At 52.7% G+C, this 23875-nt stretch carries 20 protein-coding genes and 5 pseudogenes; 5 read left to right on the top strand and 20 right to left on the bottom strand.

Annotation, left to right across the window (positions count from 1 at the left end; translation table 11 throughout):
• Positions 1-119: 119 nt before the first annotated feature.
• Positions 120-524: pseudogene (locus XM38_RS29205) on the bottom strand (YciI family protein); the annotation flags it as partial.
• Positions 525-605: 81 nt separating this feature from the next.
• Positions 606-1841, bottom strand: a pseudogene (locus tag XM38_RS21495) (RNA polymerase sigma factor); the annotation flags it as partial.
• Positions 1842-1963: 122 nt separating this feature from the next.
• Here XM38_RS21495 and XM38_RS21490 point away from each other — a divergent pair.
• Positions 1964-2959: pseudogene (locus tag XM38_RS21490) on the top strand (transposase).
• Positions 2960-3311: 352 nt separating this feature from the next.
• Here the strand turns inward: XM38_RS21490 and XM38_RS21485 are convergent.
• The 11 genes and pseudogenes from XM38_RS21485 to XM38_RS21435 form a co-directional block, all read right to left on the bottom strand.
• The gene (locus XM38_RS21485; RefSeq protein ID WP_088431011.1) at positions 3312-3734 is read right to left on the bottom strand and encodes a DUF2267 domain-containing protein; all 423 of its coding nucleotides are present in this window, start codon (positions 3732-3734) and stop codon (positions 3312-3314) included.
• Between the two features lie 139 nt (positions 3735-3873).
• Positions 3874-4221, bottom strand: coding sequence for a type II toxin-antitoxin system RelE/ParE family toxin (locus XM38_RS21480; RefSeq protein WP_080814035.1), 348 nt, complete (start codon positions 4219-4221; stop codon positions 3874-3876).
• Positions 4218-4472, bottom strand: coding sequence for a hypothetical protein (locus XM38_RS21475; protein WP_080814037.1), 255 nt, complete (start codon positions 4470-4472; stop codon positions 4218-4220). Before XM38_RS21475 ends, XM38_RS21480 begins: the two co-directional genes overlap by 4 nt.
• 766 nt (positions 4473-5238) lie before the next feature.
• Positions 5239-5496: a hypothetical protein gene (locus tag XM38_RS21465; RefSeq protein ID WP_080814039.1), complete on the bottom strand. Its 258-nt coding sequence runs from the start codon at positions 5494-5496 to the stop codon at positions 5239-5241.
• Positions 5459-5629: pseudogene (locus tag XM38_RS29200) on the bottom strand (DUF6972 family protein); the annotation flags it as partial. The gene XM38_RS21465 and the pseudogene XM38_RS29200, both read right to left, overlap by 38 nt.
• 75 nt (positions 5630-5704) lie before the next feature.
• Positions 5705-6088 carry a type II toxin-antitoxin system VapC family toxin gene (locus XM38_RS21460; protein ID WP_080814040.1) on the bottom strand — a complete coding sequence of 128 codons (384 nt, stop codon included), beginning with the start codon at positions 6086-6088 and terminating at the stop codon, positions 5705-5707.
• The gene (locus tag XM38_RS26195; protein WP_088431007.1) at positions 6085-6321 is read right to left on the bottom strand and encodes a type II toxin-antitoxin system Phd/YefM family antitoxin; all 237 of its coding nucleotides are present in this window, start codon (positions 6319-6321) and stop codon (positions 6085-6087) included. The genes XM38_RS21460 and XM38_RS26195 overlap by 4 nt, the downstream gene beginning before the upstream one ends.
• Before the next feature lie 1017 nt (positions 6322-7338).
• Positions 7339-8268, bottom strand: coding sequence for a carbohydrate kinase family protein (locus XM38_RS21450; protein ID WP_080814047.1), 930 nt, complete (start codon positions 8266-8268; stop codon positions 7339-7341).
• The gene (locus XM38_RS21445) at positions 8269-9450 is read right to left on the bottom strand and encodes a tetratricopeptide repeat protein (protein ID WP_137455199.1); all 1182 of its coding nucleotides are present in this window, start codon (positions 9448-9450) and stop codon (positions 8269-8271) included.
• The gene (gene ribA / locus XM38_RS21440) at positions 9440-10060 is read right to left on the bottom strand and encodes a GTP cyclohydrolase II (protein WP_080814052.1); all 621 of its coding nucleotides are present in this window, start codon (positions 10058-10060) and stop codon (positions 9440-9442) included. The genes XM38_RS21445 and ribA overlap by 11 nt, the downstream gene beginning before the upstream one ends.
• Before the next feature lie 859 nt (positions 10061-10919).
• Positions 10920-11225, bottom strand: a complete 306-nt coding sequence (locus XM38_RS21435) for a hypothetical protein (RefSeq protein WP_202978942.1) — start codon at positions 11223-11225, stop codon at positions 10920-10922.
• 801 nt (positions 11226-12026) lie between these two features.
• Between XM38_RS21435 and XM38_RS21430 the strand changes: the two genes are divergently transcribed.
• Positions 12027-12605: a Uma2 family endonuclease gene (locus tag XM38_RS21430; RefSeq protein ID WP_391540789.1), complete on the top strand. Its 579-nt coding sequence runs from the start codon at positions 12027-12029 to the stop codon at positions 12603-12605.
• A 12-nt stretch (positions 12606-12617) separates the two neighbouring features.
• Here the strand turns inward: XM38_RS21430 and XM38_RS21425 are convergent, their stop codons facing one another.
• From XM38_RS21425 to XM38_RS21410, 4 genes are read right to left on the bottom strand one after another with little or no spacing between them, the layout of a single operon-like run.
• Positions 12618-12899, bottom strand: coding sequence for a hypothetical protein (locus tag XM38_RS21425; protein WP_187329499.1), 282 nt, complete (start codon positions 12897-12899; stop codon positions 12618-12620).
• Positions 12900-12946: 47 nt separating this feature from the next.
• Positions 12947-13924, bottom strand: coding sequence for an aldo/keto reductase (locus XM38_RS21420; RefSeq protein ID WP_080814059.1), 978 nt, complete (start codon positions 13922-13924; stop codon positions 12947-12949).
• Positions 13921-14319 carry a carboxymuconolactone decarboxylase family protein gene (locus XM38_RS21415; RefSeq protein ID WP_080814060.1) on the bottom strand — a complete coding sequence of 133 codons (399 nt, stop codon included), beginning with the start codon at positions 14317-14319 and terminating at the stop codon, positions 13921-13923. Before XM38_RS21415 ends, XM38_RS21420 begins: the two co-directional genes overlap by 4 nt.
• Positions 14279-14698, bottom strand: a complete 420-nt coding sequence (locus tag XM38_RS21410) for a MerR family transcriptional regulator (RefSeq protein ID WP_080814062.1) — start codon at positions 14696-14698, stop codon at positions 14279-14281. Before XM38_RS21410 ends, XM38_RS21415 begins: the two co-directional genes overlap by 41 nt.
• A 713-nt stretch (positions 14699-15411) precedes the next feature.
• On the opposite strand from XM38_RS21410, the gene tmpT reads away from it, so the two are divergent.
• The gene (tmpT, locus tag XM38_RS21400; protein WP_306441553.1) at positions 15412-16083 is read left to right on the top strand and encodes a thiopurine S-methyltransferase; all 672 of its coding nucleotides are present in this window, start codon (positions 15412-15414) and stop codon (positions 16081-16083) included.
• A 108-nt stretch (positions 16084-16191) separates the two neighbouring features.
• On the opposite strand, the pseudogene XM38_RS21390 reads toward tmpT, so the two are convergent.
• Together XM38_RS21390 and larE are read right to left on the bottom strand one after the other, a co-directional pair.
• Positions 16192-17239 (bottom strand): annotated as a pseudogene (locus tag XM38_RS21390) (glucokinase).
• Positions 17240-17243: 4 nt separating this feature from the next.
• Entirely contained in the window at positions 17244-18065 is an 822-nt protein-coding gene (gene larE / locus XM38_RS21385; RefSeq protein WP_080814066.1) for an ATP-dependent sacrificial sulfur transferase LarE, read from the bottom strand.
• Between the two features lie 442 nt (positions 18066-18507).
• Between larE and XM38_RS21380 the strand changes: the two genes are divergently transcribed.
• Together XM38_RS21380 and XM38_RS21375 are read left to right on the top strand one after the other, a co-directional pair.
• Complete coding sequence (locus tag XM38_RS21380; protein WP_088431005.1) at positions 18508-19893, top strand: efflux RND transporter periplasmic adaptor subunit; 1386 nt, start codon at positions 18508-18510, stop codon at positions 19891-19893.
• Positions 19894-19895: 2 nt separating this feature from the next.
• Positions 19896-23048 (top strand): efflux RND transporter permease subunit, encoded by a 3153-nt coding sequence (locus XM38_RS21375; RefSeq protein ID WP_088431003.1) that lies wholly within the window; start codon positions 19896-19898, stop codon positions 23046-23048.
• Here the strand turns inward: XM38_RS21375 and XM38_RS21370 are convergent.
• Positions 23045-23824: an ABC transporter permease gene (locus XM38_RS21370; RefSeq protein WP_080814072.1), complete on the bottom strand. Its 780-nt coding sequence runs from the start codon at positions 23822-23824 to the stop codon at positions 23045-23047. The two genes, XM38_RS21375 and XM38_RS21370, sit on opposite strands and share 4 nt — an antisense overlap.
• Positions 23825-23875: the final 51 nt, after the last annotated feature.

Raw genomic sequence — 23875 nt, 5'->3', positions numbered from 1 at the left:
TAGAACTGAGTTACGGGTACCTGTAACCAGAAGGCTAGACCAGTGGGCAATATGGTTCATAAACTGTATTCAGTGAAACAATCCAGCCATTGCAATCTGGGATGGGGACGGTGCTAACTTTATCCCTGCTTTTCCATCTCAGCCCGCAGACGATCTTCTTGTGCCCGCAGTTCGGGAGTAAAGGCATCGCCAAAGTCGTCTGCTTCAAATACAGGACGGAGCTCGATTTCGCCATCTTGAAAGGGGCTACGCTTGATCCAGTCAATCGCCTCTGCCATAGATTGCACCTGCCAGATCCAGAACCCGGCAATGAGTTCTTTAGTTTCGGTAAATGGCCCATCAATGATGGTGCGATGTTTGCCTGAGCACTGCACTCGCACCCCTTTCGAGCTGGGATGCAACCCTTCGCCAGCCAACATGACACCTGCTTTCACCAGTTCTTCATTGAACTGGCCCATGGCGGTCAGGATCTCCTCAGTGGGCATGACTCCGGCTTCTGAATCAGCCGTGGCTTTGACTAAAACCATGACTTTCATCGTGAAATCTCCTAATTCGTATGGGTTTTTGAGTATGAGACCGTTGGGGAGAGGGCTTGCGTCGGTTCGACCCAGTTCCTGCAGGCGCTTTTCAAGGAAACGACGTTCGGGGTCTTGCTTCACCAGGGTCAGGGCTTGCTGATAGGCATCCCTGGCGGCGGTGGTTTTGCCCAACCGTCGGCAGAGATCGGCCCGAGCCGCATGGGCCAGGTGATAGTTGTTCAACTGACCTTGTTTCAGAAGAGTGTCGACTAACTGCAGGCCTTCGACGGGGCCATCGCGCATTGCCACGGCCACGGCTCGGTTTAGCTCGACCACGGGGGAAGGATGAAGCTGCAACAGGATGTCATACCAGGTGACAATTTGGTTCCAGGCGGTGGCGGTGGTGCTGGGAGCCTCGGCATGGATAGCTGCGATCGCAGCCTGTACGGTGTACACTCCAACCCGTCCTGCCGCCAGCACCTGCTGCACCAGCTCGCGACCTTCGGCAATGTAATTAACGTTCCAGAGGGCACGGTCCTGATCCTCCAATAAAATTAGATCGCCCTCAGGAGACGTGCGAGCCTCTCGCCGCGACTCCTGCAGCAGCATTAGGGCCAGCAGGCCGATCACCTCAGAACTGGGCAGCAGTGCCATCAACAATCGCCCCAGTCGAATCGCTTCCTCAGAAAGATTGGCCCGGGTCAGCGACGGTCCAGAGGCGGCGGCATACCCCTCGTTAAATATCAGATAAATGACCTGGAGCACGGTCTCCAATCGCTCTGGCAGCTCTGGGCCCGATGGCACTTGATAGGGAATTTTGGCATCTCGAATCTTGGCCTTGGCCCGCACAATCCGCTGGGCCAGCGTCGCAGGTGACATCAGGAAGGCATGGGCTATTTCCTCAGTAGTGAGGCCACACACTTCCCGCAGAGTCAGCGCCACCTGGGCCTCTGGCGATAGGGCCGGATGGCAGCAGGTAAAGATCAGCCGCAGACGGTCATCTTCCACCGAGCTATCATCGGTGATCTTGGGCAGGTTGGTTGCGGAGTCGAACTGCGCGGCCAGTCCTGCCAGGGAAGCATCAAAGCGGGTTCGCCGCCGCAGGGTGTCAATGGCTTTGAAGCGACCGGTAGATATCAACCAAGCTCTAGGATTCGCAGGTACCCCCTGCTGGGGCCATTGTTCTGTCGCTACCGCGAAGGCATCGTGTAGGGCTTCTTCGGCCAGATCGAAGTTGCCTAGCAGGCGAATCAGGGTAGCAAAGATCCGCCGCGACTCCGTGCGGTAGAGGTTATCGATAATCTGGCGGATAGGTTCTACCATCACTCGAGGTTCGACGGTGGTTCAGATGAACTTATCGCGACTTTTATGGCCTAACTAACACCGCGGCACTGGTTTGCTAAAGGGTGACGGCTAGAATGATATCACTGCAAAGCTTGTAACCCATGAGATGCCCCCACTGTCAAAGTCAGAAGACCGTCAAAAACGGGACTGCCCGTTTGAAAGACCAATCCACTCGGCAACGTTATCTCTGTCGAGACTGTGGCAAGCGATTTAACGCCCGCACTCACACCCCGCTGGCTCGCCTGCGAACCCTCGCATCAATGGTCTCTGCGGCTATCAATGTGCGGACAGAGGGCTTAGGAGTGCGGGCCACTGGACGCTCCTTTGGCAAATCCCATGCCACGATTATTAGCTGGGAACGGCGTCTAGCAGCCCATAGCGGACACTGGTCACCCCCCGCTCCCGAGGCCAGTGAGGTCACCCTCGAAGGCGACGAAGTCTACACTCGCGTGGGCGAGAACCTTCCCCCCCTCTGAATCAGAGGGCTGGAGAGCTCACTTCATCGAACGGAACAGCCGGTACTGGGTGACGGCAGTGGCGGGGAAAAACAGTCCTCCCTGTTTGACGAAAGCACTTCAAAGGCTTGGCAATGGGCTAGCCCTGCCCACTTTATCCGATGGTTTACCGATGGGGAACGCCGCTACGGCACGACCTTGTGGCGATGGGCTAGCCTCTGGCTGAAAGCCACCGAGGTTCCTCGTGCCTACGGCAAACGCAAAGTGTGGCGAGCAGGGCTGGAAGTGGCGATGAAAATCAAGGGTTCCCAAGGTAGGCGTCGGATTGAGTGGGTGAAAACAGAGCACCCTTTCACGGCCATCAGCCCGCCATCGGAGGTGCATGCCAACCATAATGAAGCCCAGAATGCAGCCTTGCGACGACGAGCCAGTGCCTACCGAAGACGCCAAAATCTCTACGCCAAAAAGGTGGACGCCTTGCAGAGAGTGTTAGATGTTCAGCGCTTGATTCACAACTGGGTACGTCCCCATTGGGGGCTCGGCAAAAAGACGACACCAGCCATGGCTATGGGATACTGTAACCACGTGATCTCAACCTACGAAATCTTGACGACACAAGGATTTCATTGCATCACCTCTTGAGAAACCAGTGCCGACAGGAGAGTCCTTGAGGCTCTGGTAAATAAGCTACTCAATGAGGGAGAGTTGATTATAAAGTGGGACCGCAAGCTCAAGAATAAGGGAAACGCTGTTAATGTACTTTAAATGCGCGACAGCTTAGACACCCCTCGCTAGTGCCTATAAGCTTTGTTTGCCCACCATGTTTTCAGCAGTGGCATTGTAGTTTGGGTGTGGGTTAACAAAGATTTCGAACAAGATAATCACTACGGGTTCTCTATTCAATGCCTAGCTTTTTGCAGCGTTGGTGGGCGACCTAAGGAACTCATTCTTTGCTGAAGGGTCTTGTCATAGAGTCGCCCATCCTACCTAACTCTCACACCGGGGACCAAAAGTCAGCTGCCGCAGTTGGGAGCTTCGCCAAGACAGCTTCGAGTTTCTCACGATCGACATGCAGCCATAAGCAAGTTGCGACTTCTTCGATAGCAGTCCTTGTAGAGAAGTTGTGCTCTGAGCGGAGCTGACTGACTTCACAGTTCATCTGAGCATGGTCAATGAACGGTAGCCGCTCTTCATCTGGATCCCAATCGGCAATGAACAGCGCTCTCATGCCGACGGGGAGTGCGCCTGCGAATCTGATGGCATCTGCGAGACTCAATCGGCACCGGAATACCTGAAACACCCCCTGTACGGTGGTATAGGCTTGATGAGAGCTCCCATAGCCGCAGCGATCACGAACCTCCGTCAGGAAGGCACAGAAGTGATCCGTTGCCCGTTGATATTCAGAAGGAAATGGCATCAATACAGCCCTTTGCTATTTCCCCAGATGCCAACCCTGACGTTCTGTCCCCCGACAGGCCTAACGTTCCGGTTGAGCAGCTGCTAGTAACCTTTGTAACCTAACCAAGCTCTCTTGTCAGTCCGCTCCAACCGGGTTGTTAGGTTGCGTCGGGTTTTTCAGAGTCTTCACCAATCGTTTGCTGTGATGCGTGACGGATGTGGAGAATGCGAGCCGTTGACGTGTTTTGCCCCTCCAAAACAGTAAAAAGGATTCGGTATGAGTTACGCCCCCGCCCGTAAAGTAACTGGCGAATCTCTCGGCTAAAATACTCATCCTCTCGCGCTAATGGGCAGCGTTTAGGCATTTGAGACAAAGACTCAATTGCTTGTAATAACCCTGAATACCATTGGCTTGCCTTTGCAGGAGAGGTAACTTTGGACAACCTTAGAAATGCACCATCTGCTTCAGCCTCTGCCACGCTTGAAATTTCGATGCGATATTTCATGAATCGGCTGGCAGATTGTATTTGCTGCGTTTCTCTTCAGCAAAATCTTGAAAAGACCGGAATTTTCCTGACTCAAAATCGTCTAACCCTTGCTGAATACCCTTGATGGCCTCTTCTGAATCCTGCTCTTCCCACTCTAAGATACTAGCTAACAATTCAGACGCAACAAGGCTCACATCTTGACCTCGCCGAGCAGCTTTGTCAAGCAGCAACGCCTCTAATTCAGGGCTAAGGGTAACAACTATTGCCATTTGGGTGATCTCCTAGGGCATAAAGCCTTTGTGTTGTATTCTAGCAAAAGCAATGAGCTTCTCTGAATCATCAGTACCTTATCAATGAGTAACGGGTTTGGATACCAGGGTTAAGTCTACTTATTTATTTGGGACTTGCTATCGCAAAACTGAATGGTCGCTTGTGGGCTCATCTCATTGTTCACGCGGCCTAATGTTCCCAGTGCGATCGTCCTAGCAGCCCCAGTAGGTTGGGTTTCACGTTGTTCAACCCAACCTCATCAACCGTTAGAATTCCATCAAATTGTCCATACTCTATCAATACATTGGGCAATACAATACGCTACCGCCGAGCAACCACACCGGATGGCACTTACTTTTTTACGGTTGTCACCTATCAACGGCAAACGTTATTCCATGTTTCTGAAATGGTTACTCTCCTACGGAGCGCATTCCATATTCATTACAACCCAATGCATTATCGATTTGTAAATCGACCGAGAGATTGGCTTTTTTCGAGCTTTCATCGATATGTTGAGATGGGTTTTATGATATTGATTGGGGTGCGGAAAACGTCGTTTTATTTGAGGATGATCTTGGAGTTTAATAAGCATTAAAGTTGGGTTTTGTTACCTCAACCCAACTACGAGGGCGGCGATCGCACTAACGCCCAATCACCCGTCGCAGTAACCCTTGAGTACTGACTGACAAACTTTCAATGGTCAGGTGCATTGGGGTTGTTATGCTACATAGTCACTGCTAAGCAACCTCCGTCACTTGCAAGTAATCAAAGAACTTCTTCTGCTAGAAGTTGGCCTTGAACCCGTTCATATTCATCCTCAAGCAGCCATTCTCTTGCTGCTTCATAATTTGAGTGAGCAACTACTAATTTGTAATTAGCGCCGGGGCTAAAAATTCGGCAAGTCCCATCCTGGTCACCAATCAACATAAGGATTTTGGGCGGAAACAGTACTGGATCCACCCATAGCTCCAGGAATTTCCAGGTTTTAGCTTGTTCGGCGAGGACCGGTTCGTGGGATAGCATGATATTCACCTGTTGCTTTTACAACTTTAATCTCCCCGTAGTAAAGGGGGACTCGACTTCCATTCACTCTAATTATGTAGCCGATTGCTTCTGAGAAGTAGAGACCATATCGCTCATAATCATCCTCTTCATCACTTCCTTTTTCAGCATAGGAACACCCTACTCAACTTTTGTGCCCTCCGTACCAACGTAGTGTTGGGCCGCGCTGCTACATGACATTTACTGAGTAAGCGCGGACTGCCTTATCTACAGTTGCAATAGTTAACCCATTCTGCAAGGCTTGACAAATAAGCATTCTGTCAAACGGATCACGATGTAATAGTGGCAGATTAGTCAATTGAACCACACTGCTTTCATCAAGAACGAGGCCAGCAATCTGATGAAGATCCCGTTGCTTGGGTAAATACGTTCCAGGATGCTCCGGCAGAGATAATTTATCCAGCTGGTACTTAACAATTGCTTCCCAAATTGAAATTGCACTCAGATAGACTTCGTTGCTTGGATCACGGATAGCATCCCGAACATCGATTGATAGCCGGGCATCGCCACTAATGAACCACAAAAAGATATGTGTATCTAGCAGAATCCTCATTTGCCCTCAAATGCATTCAGTAGATCCTCTGGCAAGGGGGCATCGAAATCATCTGGAACGGTAAACTCACCTGCGCACAAACCAAATGGTCGCAACTGCTGACTACTAGCAATAGGTCTCAGCTCGGCAATTGGTTGATTAAAGCGCATAATTACAAGAGTTTCACCCGCTTCCACTTGGCGCAGGTACTTTAGTGGGTCTTTTTGGATTTCATCAACAGTTATGTTCACCATAAAATATCTTATCCTGTAAAATGCGGGTAGAGGGGATAGATGCCTTGCTGGCATTGCGATATAGACAAAGCCTCTTAAATAATAGCTAACGCGTTGATAATTTTAGAGGGCCTCTCAACCATAAACCTCTTGACAGAGTAAGCCAAACACCGACAGGCAACCTTGCTGCAATGTCACCACCGAGGTACGAGGCCGCCCAACGTTTCCAATCATCCGCCGCCGACAATGCATAATGCTCATAGATAACATTTGAATCGGTCGAGTGCATTGGGGGTGTTAGACTTCATTTATTCAGCGTTTCCAGAATTCCTCACATTAAAAATGATATAGCGGTTCCCGGACGGATGAAGTACGCAGGAGCCTTGCTATACAAGCATTACGGGAGGTATGTTGTACCTCACTCGAGTGAAAACCGCTATAATTTCCTGAGGATGAACAACCTTAATGCCCAAAATACCAGCAAAATCATTCGGATTCAGAGTTAAAACGTGACTAATATTGGAGGCTGACATCACTGCCACGAGCTGCGCGTCGTGAGCTACCTAGCAGCCCCAGTAGATGTTGGGTTTCACGTTGTTCAACCCAACATCATCAACCGTTAGAATTCCATCAAATTGTCCATACTCACATTATCAATACATTGGGCAATACAATACGCTACCGCCGAGCAACCACACCGGGTGGCACTTACTTTTTTACGGTTGTCACCTATCAACGGCAAACGTTATTCCATGTTCCTGAAATGGTTACTCTCCTACGGAGCGCATTCCATATTCATTACAACCCAATGCATTATCGATTTGTAAATCGACCGAGAGATTGGCTTTATTCGAGCTTTCATCGATATGTTGAGATGGGATTTATGATATTGATTGGGGCGAGAAAAACGTCGTTTTATTTGAGGATGATCTTGGAGTTTAATAAGCATTAAAGTTGGGTTTCGTTACCTACGAGGGCGGCGATCGCACTCAATATCCAATCGACAGTGCAACAATATAGAGAGTAGTTTAATTGATATTAGGGACCAAGGCCAAAAACATTTCCTAACGCATCTAAAGCTATTTGATCTCCAAATCCACGTTTTTCTTCTGCACTACTATGATCATGGGATCTTCTAGTCATTTTCCTTGCTATCCCATCCCAGATAATCTCTTCGTCTACACCAGATCTGCCCCAGCGCAATGCAAACCGGTGATAGAATTTTCGTAAAGCTTGTGCTGTCTCTTCAGCAATTCTCTCAGTAATATTTTCTTGTGTTGTTCCTAAACTTAATAGTCGACGTATTGTTGCAACTTCTGAAAACACAATATTAGCCTGAGGAATAGTTTCCCGAAGTTGCTTAAAACTTATTTCCTCGTATATTTTATGCGGCACAACATCAAATATAATTGATGTTCCATTTTTAACTGCAATATCAATTGCCTGTTGTACAGACTCAAATCTTGGCACAGATTTATCTTTTATGCAAAAGCCTGAGATATATAGAAACCTGGAATTTTTAATTTCTTCAGAATAAGATTTTATATTATCTAATGACAGAAACTGGTTAGCGTTCAATTTTTCTTTAGTATTATTGTCAATAAGCAATCGAATATCTTTTGCGTCTCTTACTACAACTGCTCGTCCAGTCGGGTTGTTTTTATCTACAAAAACTCCTTTATTAAGGCCTAAGTTTGAGATAAAATCTAGCAACAAGCCGCCAGGAAAATCATTTCCAACTCGACCAATTAGAAGAGGATCGTAACCTCTTTTTTTTGCTAAAATTGCAAAATTCAAGCCTGTTCCTCCGGGACGATCTTCGATTTTCTCCCAAACTATACGTCCATTTTCAACCAATGAAGAAAAGTCTAATTCAAGATTACCTAAAACACAGCAATCTAGGTTGATATCACCTAAAACAATGACGTCATGCATAAGAATGCCATAATCTCCTACAATACTTGTCATTCACTTAAATAGCTTTGCTCTTTTTATTTCTTTCTCTATTCCGAATATATAATCAGAATCTATTCCTATTTCCTCCATAAAGTTTCTCGCCTTTTCCAAGTTTTCTATGGCTTTATTACGCTTTTTGCTTCTTGTTTGCCCTTTAGAAATTTGAGCCTCAGCTAAGTAAAGTAGACCCAAGCCATAATAAGCTTCTGCACGCTGTTCTTTTCTCGAATCTCTTTCAGCCAGGAAGATCGCCTGTGAATACGCAGAATATGCTTGTGGATAGGCATTCTTACTAAAATAAATTTGACCTTTTTGATTCAAAACTTTTATTTTACGTACTTCATCACCAATATCAGTATAAATTTTCTCCGACTTTAATGAATGCTTTTCTGCTTCACAGTAAGATTCTTGACGAATAAAAATTTCAGAAATTCCATATTCAATCCCTGCTACCATTTCTTGTTTTTTAGTATCTAAAGAAATATTTTCAGCACTTTCCAACGCTTTATCCAACCAAAATTTTGCGCCTCCATCTGCGGAGAAATTTTCTTTTCTATAAGCGATTCCTCCTAAATGCCGATAACCTTTTGCTAAGTAGTATGCACAGGCTGGTGATTTAGAAATATGCTCATTAGAATACTGAACAGCACGCTTTAAGTACATCTCTCCAGTAACATGATCTCCTAACATCGCAGACGTCCAGCCAATCATGTCAACAAGTGCATGTAGATAAACCTCATAATTTGGCTCACTTGTAGTTATTGCTGATTTCTCAAGTAAATATCCAATCGCTACTCTTGTTTGCCAACGCCCTTGAACCCAAAGGATACGACTTAAAGTAAAGCCAATTATAATTACTTCATCATGACGCCTCTCGTCAAATAATTCATTAAGTAGGTCTAAGATAACCTCGTCCTTATCTACTGATAGATGAATATTATCTTTGACTTTAATGTATCGATTTGTCATGCGAACCAATGTAGCAATTAAGCCTCCTGCTAAGCATATGCTAAAAGCTGCTAATAATCCTATAGAGCCTGTTGATTGAATTGAAACAGCAGTCAATAGACCGAACTCTTTTAGCAAGCGCACACCACCAAATACAACGCCTGCAGTTGCTGATGATGCTACTAGAGTTTCATGTACTGCTTTTCTCCACTCAGATCTAAATTGAATAATCGATTTACTCGTCATTTTTCTCAATTTCTATCGCTGAAGGAAAATAATGATCTAGTTCATCTCGTTTAGATATTAACTCTCTTCTAATGAGCTCTGTCTTTGGCTTTAGATAGGAGGATCTACGCCTTTCAACACGAATTCCTGCAGCCTCTAATTCATTAATTTTTTTTGGGTTATTTGTGAGGAGTTCTATAGATTGGTGAATTCCTAGTTCTTCTAAAATTTCTGCTGCAACGCCGTAGTGACGTGCATCACCTGGATATCCGAGCCTCTGAAATGCTTTGTTAACAGATTCTCCCTCCTGGATTAACTTCATAGTTTTGAGTTTTGCCGGAAGCCCATTTCCTCTGCCTTCTTGATCTAAATAAACTAGAATACCATGTCCTTCTTTTCTAAATAATGAGAAAGCATAATCTAACTGTTCTCTACAGTCACAGTTACTTGCCCTAAAAATTTCACCCGTCACGCAAGCAGAGTGTACTCGAACAAGTGGAACTAATTCTTTCTCAGGATAGCCAAATACAACAGCAATATGCTGCAAATCTCCTGGTTTTTCTAAGAAAACTAGCATTCGATAATCACCGAAATAAGAAGGTACTATTGACTCAGCTTGTAGTTCTATCATGATCCAAATATATTTTCTTTATTTTGAAGAATATAGATATAACGGTTCCCGGACGGATGAAGTACGTAGGAGCCTTGCTATACAAGCATTACGGGAGGTATGTTGTACCTCACTCTGAAAACCGCTATAAACCCAAATCAGGTTTTTTGAAGAATTGGGAAACGTGTATACAAGTTATTATGCTTCATAGAGTATTTGTAATGGTTTATACAGAATTACAGTGCCCATTCTCCTCCACAGTACCACTACTTCCTCTATGGGTTACTAAGTACATATAAAGGCATTGGTCTGTTAAGAGGAGATACATCGAAACCCTCTCGTCAAGAGGATGTCCTGAGTTGATAGGGGACGAGCGCACAAGCCCATCGCCAATAGCTCTGCGGGCATGGCTTTGCTAGCACTGGAGTGGTCTGTTATGTTAACCCCAATGGGACCTGACCCAATGATGGATGAGCCGTTGGACCTCCAAGCCTGTTGTAATGCCCCACGAGTCTTAGCATAGAGGTTTTGATGCCGACGATACGTGCTACGGTGTTGCCTTAGGGTCGCATCCCGGGCCTCATTATGATTCGCATGCACATCCGCAATTGGGCTAATGGCCGTAAACGGATGCCCGGTCTTGATCCGAACGACTCGTCGGCGCCCCTATGACCCTTTAATTTTCATTGCCACTTCAAGACTTTCTTCCCAGACCTTTCGAGTTTGATGGGGGCGTGGATCGCGATGGTTTTGGATCGGGTGTTGCCCCTTCCATCCTGTGGCGCCGATCAATCACTAAAAAAGTGTACGGCTATGGTGGGCCGTACACGAGTAGGTACCTATGGTCTATCGAAAACGAAGGGGTTACGCCTGGCAGCGGTTACGCTACATTGGCATCGTCAGTGGAGCGGTGAGTCCGCTTACGGTATTCGGATTTACGTTGGCCTCCGGCCATTTCATATTCCGAACTGTCTTTGCCGTAGCGCACCCCAAACCCCGACAACATGCGCTCGGAAAAATCCATCAACTCCTTCTCTGCTGCGATCAGGTCGTTGTAGGCGCCGTCCACCATCGAGAGTATCCGGTTATAGGCTTGCAGTTTCTCCCGGGCGGCTTGAATCCGCGCTTCATAGGTGGCTAGGGTGAGCCCACTGCCAAAGTCAATATCATCTGCAACAGATTGCATGCCGGCAATACGGCGTTCGGCTTTTTCAAGCACTGTCGAGCTTCTTTTACGTCGTGACATGAGTCTTTCTCCAGAGTTGAACAGCAGTTGAACAACGAGGCTGAGTGGCAGTCATCGGGGGTGATGGACTCAGCAGGAGTAAGGACTGTCATTGGTAAATGAGCAGGAGCCTGAGCGCCTTACCGTTCCGGGGATGCATCCCTGATGCATGCAACTCAATTGCGAACACCCATACTGTAATCCAGGGATATCGAGGAGGGGTTGAGTAGTTCTCCGGAACTTTTGGCTGCCCGTTTTCGCCATCTGGGGAAATCTACGTAGGTTAGTGGCTGCGCTGGCAGCGTTAAGCCCAAAACAGAAAGCAGTTGCCCTAAAAACTTAAGCGTTTGCTCCTAATGCTTAAGCGTTTGCCCTTAACGCTTAAGCAATTTCGACAAATGCTTATATGTCTGCCCTTAATGCTTAAGCAAAGCTAATCATTCGACCAGAAATCGGCTAAATGTTTCAGGGTTTTCCCTGACGGCTGACTCAATCAGGGCAAAGACTTGAGCAAAACGGCCAAATGCTTGAGCAAGCATAAGTAACGTTTAAGCGTTTACGGCTAACACTTAAGCGTACTTATCAATGTTTAAGCGTTACGAGTTAGCCTCAAAGGATTTATCCAGAGGTAGACCACGATAATCCACGACAATCCACATCTTGCCCGCGCTGCACTCCGTAGAGCTCTAGGGTAGCCAGAGGAGCAGGACCACTATTCATCATCGCTATAATCGAATTCAAGTAGGCTAGACCTCTACAACCGTGATCGCAGCATCGCAATCGCTAACCCAGCTTCGTCTCATTTCCACGGCTGACTATCATCGCATGGCAGAAGTCGGCATCCTTGGTGCGGATGAACAGGTTGAGCTGATTGCCGGACAAATCATTCAGAAAATGCCCAAAGGCCCGGCCCATAGCGCTCTCTGCAAGCGGCTTGAAAAGCTCCTCGAAAGTCAACTGGGAGAGCACGCGCTGGTGCGAATGCAAGATCCCATCCAGCTTGACGACTATTCAGAGCCGGAACCAGATATCGCCGTCGTTCGCCCGCAAGATGACTTTTACGCTAGTCATCACCCGATCCCTACAGACGTTTTCCTGATTCTTGAAGTCGCTGACACGACGCTGGAACGCGATCTGGGTAGCAAAGCCGATTTATACTCAGCCGCTGGCATTCTTGATTATTGGGTTCTCAACCTCTCTGCTCAGCAACTCCATATATTCAGAGAGCCGAGTCCCGGGGGGTATCGGCGTCAGCTTGTTCTAAAAGCCCCCCAATCTGTCAGGCTGCAAGCCTTTCCAACTTGCGAAGTATCCGTCCAGGCCTGTTTCGGCATGGCGTAAAGAAAGTTCCAATCAAAACGGCAGATTCACGGACTCAAGCATTTGGGTGAGCAGCCGAATCACTCGCTGGCCGAAGCTGGCAGACAATAGACCAAACAGAAGCGGAATTGCGATCGCACCCACCAATCTGCCTGTCCCCACGGCGGCCCAGCTGCCGTAAGTCATATCCACCGACAGCCACAGATAGGCCAGGATGGGCACTCCGCTCAGGAAGACCCCGATCAGGAAATTGCGGGCAGCCATCGCCAACGGATGTTCTCTTGATTCAGACGATTGAGACGAATCAGACGGCATTGGTTTACTCCCATGTGAGCGAGGTTGAATAGCGATGCCCAAAGTGATCAGCGATTGACCGTACTCATATCAGGATAGCGATCGCCCATGGCTGCCCCTTGTGGCATCACTGCATTGATTTGATCCAACTCAGCCGTCGTCAGGGTGATATCGACTGCGGCGACATTTTCTTCCAGATAACGTCGCCGCTTAGTGCCGGGAATGGGTACGATATCTTCCCCTCGCGCCAAGAGCCAAGCGATCGCCAGCTGAGCGGGGGTGACGTCTTTGACCGCCGCGATTGTCTTAACTTGCTCGACTAATTGCAGGTTTTTGGCAAAGTTTTCGCCCTGAAAGCGGGGAGAATGGCGACGGTAGTCAGCTTCAGCAAAATCATCAGGACTCTGGAACTGCCCGGATAAGAAGCCACGTCCCAGGGGACTGTAGGGTACAAAGCCAATCCCCAATTCCCGAACGGTAGGCAAAATCTCCTCCTCCGGTTCCCGGCTCCACAGCGAATATTCCGTTTGCAGCGCCGTGAGGGGATGCACTGCATGGGCACGTCGAATCGTGGCCGGGGCTGCTTCCGACATGCCCAAATAGCGTACTTTCCCCTGCTGCACCAGTTCAGCCATCGCGCCAATTGTCTCTTCAATCGGCACGTTGGGATCCACTCGGTGCTGGTAGTAAAGGTCAATCACCTCTACCCCTAATCGTTTAAGAGAAGCATCGCAGCACTGTTTAACGTACTCAGGCTTGCCGCAGACGCCGCCCCAACCGCCATCCGGAGTCCGCACATTGCCAAACTTAGTGGCCATCACCACTTGCTCGCGGCGGTCGCGAATCGCTTTGCCCACCAGCTCTTCGTTGGTAAACGGCCCATACATATCAGCGGTATCAAGCAGGGTGACGCCCAAATCAAGGGCACGATGAATCGTGGCAATCGCCTCAGTCTCATCCCGACCACTGTAAAACTCTGACATGCCCATGCAGCCCAGGCCGAGGGCCGAAACCGTCAGGTCTTTTCCTAATGTGCGTGTTTTCATGATGCGAATACCTCCTTGACTACGGTCATGCCATTGAGCGCCGCCGGAAATCCGGCGTAAACGGCCATCTGCATGACAACTTCCAAAATTTCTTCTCGGGTGCAGCCCACATTGAGGGCTGCTTGAATGTGGACTTTGAGCTGAGGCTGAGCATTGCCCATGGCGGTGAGGGCTGCAATCGTGGCAATCTCGCGGGATTTCAGATCGAGTCCGGAGCGGGCATAGATGTCCCCAAAGGGAAACTCGATGACATACCGAGCCAGGTCCGGGGCGATCGCTTGCAGGCTGTTGATGACCTGCTTGCCCGCTTCCCCATCAATGGCTTCAAGCTGTTGCCATCCCCTGCGAAAGCGCTCAGATTGGGGACTCTTTCCCTGCGGCGTTGACGTTTTCATGGGCTTGTAACTCCGCTTCGAGGGTTGAATAGTGCTGAATTTTCCAGTCAATAACCGCTAGATTTTCCTGGAGCTGTTGAATTTGCTCTAAAACCACTTCACGATGGGTGGCGAGAATCTGGCGTCGTTCTTCAAAGGCGCTGCTGGGGTAAGCCCTCACTAGCTCTGCATACTGCTGCATTTGCCGAATGGGCATTCCTGTCAGCCGCAACTTATTCAAAAACTCAATCCACCGCAGATCGGCTGAGGAATAGCGCCGATGACCGTTGGCCGAGCGATCAATGGGCGCGATGAGATTGCAGCGCTCGTAATACCGCAAGGTGTGAACGCTTAATCCAGTGGCCTCAGCAACTTGTTGAATGGTGAGTTCTTGTTCCATACCTGCACGTTAGAAGTTAGAGCGCACTCTAAGTCAAGCGGTCAAGTCTAAAAATATTCGGGTCGGTTATTAAAATGGTTTGCCATGATGCCTAGCACGGTTATGGCAAGGGCGATCGCGTTATTTGCAAATTAGCTTAGTTCTGTAACAGTGGGCTACAAATGATTGACGTAGTTTGGGTTTCTGGATTGTGTTAAACCAGGCTTGAATTGCCGGATGGGCAGACAAATCAAAGCCCCCCCTCCTCGGCGGTATAGGTGTAGACATAACGGGAAATATCGGTGATCGTCAGGGGATGTCCAACCAAGAAATCAGTTCGAGATGGGTGATATGAGGCCATCAGGCAACAAGCTTCCGCCTATCAGCGCTTACCTTCTTATATGAAATCCGGTTAATTCACCTAGGAAAACAGTTCTCTGTCATTCCCGCGTTTCGCGAAGCGAGGCCGGAGGCCTTAAGGCGGGAATCCAGGGCGTCAATCTCAGCTACGCCCAAAGCGCTCTGCCTGGATTCCGGGTCGCGCTGCGCTTGCCCGGAATGACGCATTGCAGTTGTGATACATCATCGTAATGTTGCCTGTCTTAGCGGATTTGATATTAGGTTCGAGTTTCTTGCTGGTTTGTCCTGGCTTTATTCTCCTGCAATTTACTGGGCTGCCGGAAACGATTTTTGCCGGCGAGCCGCATTAGTTGCCGAAAGGTAGGACACTCAAGATGACTGGGAGCACTGCAGTAGGAAATACTATGGACGCGAGATTTTGGCATCAGAAATGGCAGCGAGGGGACCTTGGGTTTCATCAACCCCAAGCCAACCCATTGCTCGTCAGACATTGCCATCGGTTAAGGTTGGCCCCAGGCAGTCGCATATTGCTGCCCCTATGCGGCATGACGCTCGATATCAGTTGGCTGCTGGCTCAAGGGTTTCGAGTGGCCGGGGTAGAGCTGAGCCAGGTTGCCGTTGACGAGCTGCTGAACAGACTGAACCTGGAGCCGCACATCACCCAGGTTGGCAGTTTGCGGCACCATCGTGTCCAAGATATCGACCTGTTCGTAGGCGACATTTTTGAGGTATCGGCCGACTGGCTGGGGCCGGTAGACGCCATTTACGATCGCGCCGCCTTAGTGGCCCTGCCGGACGCCACCAGACAACGCTACGCTTCGCACTTGATTCGCTTGACGGATACCGCACCGCAGCTACTCATCACCTACGAATATGACCAGTCGCAGATGGCTGGCCCCCCCTTCTCGGTCCCACAGCCAGCCATCGAACGACTGTATGGTGCCGCTTACCAGCTGCAATCGCTCGAACGCCAAGCGGTAGCGGGTGGATTCAAGGGAAAGGTCGCAGCCATCGAAGCTGCCTGGTTGCTGCAACCAAAACGGTAGCTGGCTGCTCACTAGGGCTGCCCGAGAAATTCTTGAAGCGGATATTTGCAGTCATCTCATTGCTGTTGAGTGTCAAGATGCTGCTCTCAGTTGCTCAACTCTGATGCATCATCCTAGCTGCGCTGCCCGCCGGGCAGCACCGACTAAGCCCACTTGGGGATTCAGCACCACATGAACCGGCACACTCTCCAGCAGATGGCTGACCCGACCCTTATGGCTGAAAGCCTGCAAGAAGGGACCGGCCTGTATCAGCTCTAGATTCTTAGCGGCGATGCCGCCGGCAACATACAGGCCGCCGTAGGGCAGGAGTTTCAGGGCCAGGTTACCGGCTTCGGCCCCATAGGCACCGACGAAGATGTCCATGGTTTTCTGGCTGAGGTAGTCGCTCTGTTGCTGGGCCGCCATGGAGATGGTGGCGGCTGGGTCTACTGTCTTTTCGGAGCTCCCCACCTGGCGCTCCCAGGCGGTCATGGTCTCGGCTACCTGGGCGGATTCTTCGCCGAATTGGCGATCTCGCAGGAACTGATAGATGGAGATGATGCCCTGGCCCGAGACCACCCGCTCGGCGGAGATGCGGGTGATCTGATGCTTGTCGAGCAGATACTTCAGCAGTTGAAACTCCAGTTCGGAGCGGGGGGCGAAGTCGGCATGGCCGCCTTCCGAGGCAAAGACGCGATACTGGTCGTGATCTTGAATCAAGAAGCCCTGGCCCAGGCCAGTGCCGGCGCCGATGATGGCCACGGGGGCCAACGGATCTGGGTCCCCTGGCTGTAGGGTGCAGAGATCCTCGGCTTCTAGACCCAGCACCCCATGGCCGATGGCCTCGAAGTCGTTGATCAGCTCCACACCCGCTGCAGCTCTCTAAGTCAGCTTGGAGGCGTTCACCACTGAGGGACCAAGCCAGGTTGGTGAGGTTAGACTGATTGTCGACCACGGGACCTGCGATCGCAAAACAGGCCCGACTCGGTACTGGGGTCGTGTCCAGGTGGTCGGCGGCTTCCTGCAGAAACTGACGCACCATGGGCACCAGGTCAGGAAACTCGGTGCTGGGATAGCGCCCTTCGTAGCAGGTCTGCAAAGAATCATCCCGTTCCTGACGCACCAATCGCAGGATGGTTTTGGTGCCGCCGATGTCACCAGCGAGAAGATAGGTCATGGGGTTAGGATTGAGCCGCTGCCAGGGAGAGCCCCTGATTTAGCTTACCGCTGCGGTAGCCCTCTAGATCCAGAGTGACATAGGTGAAACCATAGTCCTGAAACGCCGCCACCAGGGCTGGCAGGTCGGTCTGGGCCACGAAGGCCTGAATCTGATCCGGCGGCAACTCGATGCGGGCCGTATCGCCATGGGAGCGCACCCGCAACGCCTGCCAACCCAGCTGGCGCAGATAGCGCTCGCCCCGGCCGACCCGCTGCAGCTTCTCGACAGTAATCGCTTCGCCATAGGGAAAGCGGGAACTGAGGCAGGGTTGGGAGGGCTTATCCCACCAGGGCAGGCCCAGCGCTTGGGTGAGCTGACGCACCTCCAGCTTGGTGATGCCCACCTCTGCTAAGGGCGAGCGCACTCCCCGCTCCTTAGCCGCCTGAATCCCGGGCCGATAGTCGCTGAGGTCATCGGCATTGACTCCATCCACTACGTAGGGATAGCCCCATTCCCGGGCCAGGGGCTTGAGGGTGTCATGCAGCTCGCTCTTGCAGAAATAGCAGCGGTTGACGGGGTTATTGGCGTAGTTGGGATCGTCCAGTTCGTGGGTCTTGACGATGTGGTGGCGCAGACCGATGACGGCGGCCTGCTGTCGGGCCTCTTCCAGGTCTTCCGGCATCAGGGAGGGAGACTCTGCCGTCACCGCCAAGGCCCCCTCTCCCAGGACATCGTGGGCCACCTTGGCCACTAGGGTACTGTCGATGCCGCCGGAATAGGCAATCAAGGCCTGCTCCATCTCGGCAAATAGCGCCCTGAGGGTGTTGAGTTTCTCTGCCACCATGGCTCTCCTAACGGCGTTGTGTCTGTTGTCTCGATTGTAGTGAATGGTGAGGGAGGAGGACGGAGGAGGGAGGAGGGAAGAGTAAAGAGGGAAGAGGGAAGGGGCAAGGACAACAGGTAGCGTGGGTCGTTTTACTTAGGAGAATTCTGGGAAAGAAAATACCTTGAGGAGGGGCGCAGGGCCTGCGCCCTTGGGTAACAGCCCATAAAATGGGTAATTTTCTTTCAAGAGATCTCCTTAAGCGAGAGACGTTATGAATGGCCAGGGAAAGACCCACGGGAAAGGAAGGACGGATGGGTCTGTGACGGGAAAAGCAATGGGTGGCAGGGGAGGGACCCACGGCAGCGAAAACGGAAACGTTTCTTCTTACTTTGAGTAGAGGTTAACGGTTGGGCGGGAGGGATAGCGTGAGTCAAGACTCTCAAAAAAGATTTAACATGCCATGACTTCTGAGCCTGCCCGGCAACTGCAGCTATTTGAGCCTCCTCAGGATAACGATGGGGCTGAGTCTCAGGCGGCGGCTGGCCAGGCTCGACTACGGCATCACTGGCTGTGGCTGCTGCTATTGATCCTGGCCCTGGCCGGCCTCATCGGCTTGATCGCCTGGATCAAGAGCCTGCGGCAGCAGGATACGGCGGCGATTGCGGTGTTGCCGGTGGAGACTCAGCGGGTGGAACCGGTGAATCGCTACCAGACGACGCGTACTTACACCGGCAGTGTGCGGGCGCTGCAGGCCAGTGAACTGGGCTTTGAACGGGGCGGCGAGGTGATTGCCCTGCTGGTGGATGAGGGCGATGATGTCGAGGCCGGGGATGCGATCGCACGGCTAGAGACCAATAACCTGCAAGCGCAGCGAGCTGAGGTAGAGGCCCAGCAACAGCGAGCCATGGCTCAGCTGAGGGAATTGGAGAACGGTCCTCGGCCCGAGCGTATCGCTGCCGCGGCAGCAGCCGTGCAAAACATTCGAGAAGAATTGCAGCTGGCCCGTCTACAACAGGAACGGCGGCAATCCCTCTACGCAGCCGGGGCCATTGCCCGGGAGCAGCTTGATGAGGTCACCACCCGCGTCGATGCCCTCGAGGCCCGTCTCAGTGAGGCCCAAAGCACCCTGAACGAATTAGAAAATGGCACTCGGGTTGAACAGCTGCAGGCCCAACGCGCCCGGGTGCGGCAGTTGCAGGCTAGGGCCCAGGACCTGGAGATTACCTTGGCAGAGAGTACCCTCAGGGCCCCCTTCAGTGGACGTATCTCACGGCGCCTGGTCGATGCCGGAGTGGTGGTTGGGGCGGGAGAGCCTGTGGTACGCCTGGTGGAGGCGGCTGTCCCAGAGGTGGCTATCGGCGTGCCGGCAACCGTGGCCGCCGATCTGCAGCCGGGGAGTCAGCAGCAGGTGCAGGTCAATGGCCAACCCTACAGTGCTCGCATTATCTCGATTCTGCCAGAGGTGGATGCCGCCACCCGCACCCAAACGGTGATTCTGGCCTTGGAGTCAGCGGCAGCTGGCGCCGTTGAGCCCGATCAAGTCGTGCGCTGGTCAGTGACTCAGTCCGTCGCTCGGGAAGGATTCTGGCTGCCGACGACGGCCCTCTCTAGCGGTGACAAGGGACTCTGGAGTGCCTACGTGCTAGCCGCGGTGGCAGATCCCCCGGCTGGACTAGAGCCGACTGTGGATCCCGATCAGGTCTATCGCATCGAACAACACGCCCTGGAAGTGCTCTACACCGAGGGAGACCGAGCCCTGGTGCGGGGCACCCTAGAGCCTCGCGATCGCATCGTTGTCAGTGGCCTCCAGCGAGTCACACCGGGGCAGTTTGTGAGGCCGAAATAGCCATGATTAGCTTGTTCTACCGCAGTCTGCGACTGCTGTTGCTGACGATTGTGTTGATCATTGTCTGGGGCAGTTTCTCCTTCCAATCCTTACCGCGGTTGGAGGATCCACCCCTGGTGTCTCGCAACGCCGTGATTCAGACCTTCTTTCCCGGGGCCAGTGCCGAACGGGTGGAGGCGCTGATTACCGACAAAATCGAGCAGGAACTGCCCGAGATCGAAGAGATCGAGACCTATGAATCCACCTCCCGGGCCGGCAGTTCCATCATTTCCATAGACCTGATGGACTCGGTCCAGGGCTCAGAGACCAGCGGCATCTGGTCCCAGATCCGGGATGCCATTAGCGACGTGACGCCGCTGCTGCCCCCGGGGGCCACAGAACCAGAACTAGAAGACATCAAGGTCAAGGCCTATGCCTTGATCGTGGCCTTGACCTGGGGCGCTGAGGGTGAGCCCAACTACGCCATTCTGCGCCGCCAGGCCGAGGTCCTACAGGAGCAACTGCGGGCTTTGGCAGGGACAGAGGAAGTCAACATCTTTGGCGATCCTGACGAAGAAATTGCCGTGGAAATCGATGCGGCCCAGTTGGCGGCCCTGGGAATCACGGCTCAGGAGTTATCCCAACAGATTCGCCTCAGTGACGTGGAGACTACGGCCGGTCAGTGGCGTGGCCCTGACAATGAGCTGGCCATCGACGTGCAGGGAGAACTGGATTCCCTAGACCGGATTCGGCAGATTCCGGTGCGGTTTGGCCAGCAGGGGCAGTTCACCTTCCTAGGCGATATTGCCCGCATAGGCAAGGGCATCCAGCAGCCTCCCACCGATGTGGCCATCGTCGACGGGGACCCCGCCGTCGTATTGGGCACCTTCATCGAGCCCCAACGCCGCATCGATTATTGGAATCGCCAGGCCCAACAGATGCTGGCCAAGTTTCGCACCGGCTTGCCTGCCGAAATCGAGCTGCATACCCTACTGGAGCAGAGCGACTATGTGGATGCGCGGCTGCGACAGCTGATTATTAACTTAGTGTTGGGCGCCCTGCTGGTCTTTGGGGTGACCCTGGCGCTGATGGGTTGGCAGTCGGCCATCATCGTCGGGGCCGCCTTGCCCCTAGCCATGCTGATGGTGTTCGGTTGGATGAACCTAATTGGCATTTCCCTCAACCAGATTTCCATCACCGGCCTGATCGTGGCCCTGGGCATCCTGATCGACACCGCCATCGTCATGGTGGATGAGATCAAACACCACCTCCACCAGGGCCTGAGGCCGCAGCTGGCCATCGAGCACAGCACTCGCCGCTTGGCGGTGCCGCTGCTGAGTTCTACCATCACCACGGTGGTGGCTTTTCTCCCCATTGCCATGCTGCCGGGGCCGTCGGGGGAGTTCATCGGTGCCATTGGCACCAACGTGATTCTAGCGGTGACGTCGTCCCTGGTGTTGGCCTTTACGGTGGTGCCGGCCCTGACGGTGTTGCTGCATCGGCAAGTAGTCCGGTGGCGAGCGGCGCCCCCCGCCTCAGCCTGGTGGCAGACTGGGGTTTCTAATCCCAAGCTAGGCAACGCCTATCGCTGGCTGTTGCGGCGAACCACAGCGCAACCGGCACTGGGTATTGTGTTGGCCTTGCTGTTGCCGATGGCGGGGTTTATGGTCATCCCCAGCCTGGATCAGCAGTTCTTTCCCCCGTCTGATCGCGATCAGCTGCACATCCAGTTGGAGATGCCGGCCTCTACGGCGCTGGCTGAGACCAGCCGCCAAGCCCAGCGGGCGCGGCAACGGCTGATGACCTATCCGGAGGTGGAGACTGTGCACTGGTTTGTGGGCCGCAGTGCCCCCCGCTTCTACTACAATCTCACGTCCCAGCGGCGGAATCAGGCCTTCTATGCTGAGGCCCTGGTGCAACTCAACACCCTGGCCACCCCAACCATTACCAAGGCGTTGCAATCGGAGATGGATGCGGCCCTGCCAGAGGCCCAGGTGTTGGTGGAGCAGTTGGCCAATGGGCCGCCGGTACCGGCCCCGATTGAACTGCGCATTTTCGGCACCGACATTCAACGGCTGCAGACTCTGGGGCACCAGGTGCGATCGCAGCTAGTCCAGATCCCCGGCATCACCCACGTCCGCACCGATCTGGGGGAGGTGGTTCCCCAGCTGGCCCTGGAGCTCGACGAAGCCGAAGCCCGCTTAGCTGGGCTCAGCCTCACGGCCATTGCCCGCCAACTCAATGCCAGCCTGGAGGGAGCCATCGGTGGCTCGGTGCTGGAATCTACCGAAGAATTGCCAGTACGGGTGCGCTTCTCCAACGCCGATCGCGGTGATCTCGGCCAAATTACGGCCCTAGACCTGCAGGCGACCGCTCCCGGCCTGGCAGAACCCCAGTCTGCCAACGGCTCGGTGGCTGCCACTCCCCTAAACGCCCTGGGGAACGTGGACCTGACCCCGACCCTCTCCACCATTACCCGCTACAACGGCCAACGGGTGAATACGGTGCAGGGGTTTGTGGCGGCTGATGTATTGTGGTCACAGGTGCTAGAGGCATTTCAGCAGCGTCTGGATGCCATCGAATTGGAGCTGCCCCCCGGCTATCGCTACGAATATGGCGGCGAGGCGGAGGAGCGCTCCAGCGCCATCAATCGGCTGCTGGCGCCGGTGGCGGTGTTGGCGGTGATTTTGGTGGCGACCCTGGTGCTGTCTCTACAGTCCTTTCGCCTGGCCGCCATCATGGGCATGGTTGCGATCGCATCCTTTGGGCTGGGTCCCCTGGCAGTCTGGCTATTTGGTTACCCCTTCGGCTTCAACCCGATTATTGGCACCGTGGGCCTGATCGGGGTGGCCATCAACGATTCCATCGTGGTACTGACGGCCCTAAAGCAGGATCCCGAAGCCAGCCAGGGCCGTCGCCAGGCAGTGCAACGGGTCGTCCTGCGGGAAACCCGCCACGTTCTTACCACCACCTTCACCACCATGATTGGCTTCGTGCCCCTATTGCTGGGAGGCGGTAAATTCTGGCCACCGCTAGCCGTGGCCATTGCCGGGGGCATTGGCGGAGCTACTCTGCTGGCCTTGCTGTTGGTGCCCTCGGTGTATCTGTTGATGGTGGGCCGGGATGCTGGCGCTAAGGCCGTCCCTTCCCAGGCTCGGGCCTATCCCCCGGCCTAAAACTGGCGCCGAGAGAAGATGGCGATGGCGATGGCCAGCAGCAGCAGGGTATAGACCAGGGCGTAGAGCAGATGGCCCAGCAGCTCTGGCAGCGGCGGTAGCAGCTCCATGCCGTAGATGGCTTCGTTACGCAGATTCAGCCGTTCCAAGTCCGGCAGCACCAGGTAAAGGCCATCGGTCAGCCGCTGCAGGCTGGGGTTTTCGCTCAGTTGCCCCAGGGCGACGATATCTTGGCTCAGGTGGCCCATGAGATAGATAGCGAAGGTCAAGAGGGTGGCCAGCAGGGAGCTGGTAAACACCCCAAATAGAATGGCCACCGCCGTCAGCAGCATGCCTTCTAAGGCCATAAACGCTACGGATATCAACAGGCTGCCCAGGGGATAGTCGATGCGGTTGAGGCTGAGCACGGCCAGGAAGATGACCGTGAGTAAGCCGATCAGCACCGCCAGCACCCCGACGAGGCCCAGGTGTTTGCCAATCACGAACTCTAGGCGGCTGACGGGCTTGGCGATCAGCACCAGCACCGTCTTTTTCTCGATTTCCTTGTTCACCAACCCGGTGCCAACGAAGACAGCCACGACCACACTCAGTAGGTGAATGGCTGCCAGCCCCAGGTCTAGGGTGATCTTGTCCTGGGCCCCGGCCGAGACTTCCGGCAGCAGCAAGGTGGCCGCCACCAGCAGCAGGGCAAATAGGGCCACCAGATAGAGGATGCGATCGCGAATCACCTCCAGGAACACATTGCGGGCAATCACCCCAACTCGTGCCAGACTCATCGTGTCATCTCCATCGGGTCATTCCCGGCAACTGATACCGATTCAGCATCC

Origin of the sequence: Halomicronema hongdechloris C2206 (genome assembly GCF_002075285.3) — a bacterium.
Classification (GTDB): Bacteria; Cyanobacteriota; Cyanobacteriia; order Phormidesmidales; family Phormidesmidaceae; genus Halomicronema_B; species Halomicronema_B hongdechloris.
The sequence above is the reverse complement of the archived record's forward strand: the minus strand, read 5'-3'. Positions and strand labels throughout refer to the sequence as shown.

Bases quoted from the DNA above. Each gene is read 5' to 3' on its own strand.
- XM38_RS21435 (WP_202978942.1), bottom strand. From the start codon at position 11,225: ATGCAATCTGTTGCAGATGATATTGACTTTGGCAGTGGGCTCACCCTA.
- XM38_RS21380 (WP_088431005.1), top strand. From the start codon at position 18,508: ATGACTTCTGAGCCTGCCCGGCAACTGCAGCTATTTGAGCCTCCTCAG.
- larE (WP_080814066.1), bottom strand. From the start codon at position 18,065: ATGGTGGCAGAGAAACTCAACACCCTCAGGGCGCTATTTGCCGAGATG.
- XM38_RS21485 (WP_088431011.1), bottom strand. From the start codon at position 3,734: ATGCCATTTCCTTCTGAATATCAACGGGCAACGGATCACTTCTGTGCC.
- XM38_RS21460 (WP_080814040.1), bottom strand. From the start codon at position 6,088: ATGAGGATTCTGCTAGATACACATATCTTTTTGTGGTTCATTAGTGGC.
- XM38_RS21480 (WP_080814035.1), bottom strand. From the start codon at position 4,221: ATGAAATATCGCATCGAAATTTCAAGCGTGGCAGAGGCTGAAGCAGAT.
- XM38_RS21415 (WP_080814060.1), bottom strand. From the start codon at position 14,319: ATGAAAACGTCAACGCCGCAGGGAAAGAGTCCCCAATCTGAGCGCTTT.
- XM38_RS21475 (WP_080814037.1), bottom strand. From the start codon at position 4,472: ATGGCAATAGTTGTTACCCTTAGCCCTGAATTAGAGGCGTTGCTGCTT.
- XM38_RS26195 (WP_088431007.1), bottom strand. From the start codon at position 6,321: ATGGTGAACATAACTGTTGATGAAATCCAAAAAGACCCACTAAAGTAC.
- XM38_RS21465 (WP_080814039.1), bottom strand. From the start codon at position 5,496: ATGCTATCCCACGAACCGGTCCTCGCCGAACAAGCTAAAACCTGGAAA.
- ribA (WP_080814052.1), bottom strand. From the start codon at position 10,060: ATGATAGAACTACAAGCTGAGTCAATAGTACCTTCTTATTTCGGTGAT.
- XM38_RS21450 (WP_080814047.1), bottom strand. From the start codon at position 8,268: ATGACAAGTATTGTAGGAGATTATGGCATTCTTATGCATGACGTCATT.
- tmpT (WP_306441553.1), top strand. From the start codon at position 15,412: ATGACTGGGAGCACTGCAGTAGGAAATACTATGGACGCGAGATTTTGG.
- XM38_RS21375 (WP_088431003.1), top strand. From the start codon at position 19,896: ATGATTAGCTTGTTCTACCGCAGTCTGCGACTGCTGTTGCTGACGATT.
- XM38_RS21420 (WP_080814059.1), bottom strand. From the start codon at position 13,924: ATGAAAACACGCACATTAGGAAAAGACCTGACGGTTTCGGCCCTCGGC.
- XM38_RS21410 (WP_080814062.1), bottom strand. From the start codon at position 14,698: ATGGAACAAGAACTCACCATTCAACAAGTTGCTGAGGCCACTGGATTA.
- XM38_RS21445 (WP_137455199.1), bottom strand. From the start codon at position 9,450: ATGACGAGTAAATCGATTATTCAATTTAGATCTGAGTGGAGAAAAGCA.
- XM38_RS21370 (WP_080814072.1), bottom strand. From the start codon at position 23,824: ATGAGTCTGGCACGAGTTGGGGTGATTGCCCGCAATGTGTTCCTGGAG.
- XM38_RS21425 (WP_187329499.1), bottom strand. From the start codon at position 12,899: ATGCCGTCTGATTCGTCTCAATCGTCTGAATCAAGAGAACATCCGTTG.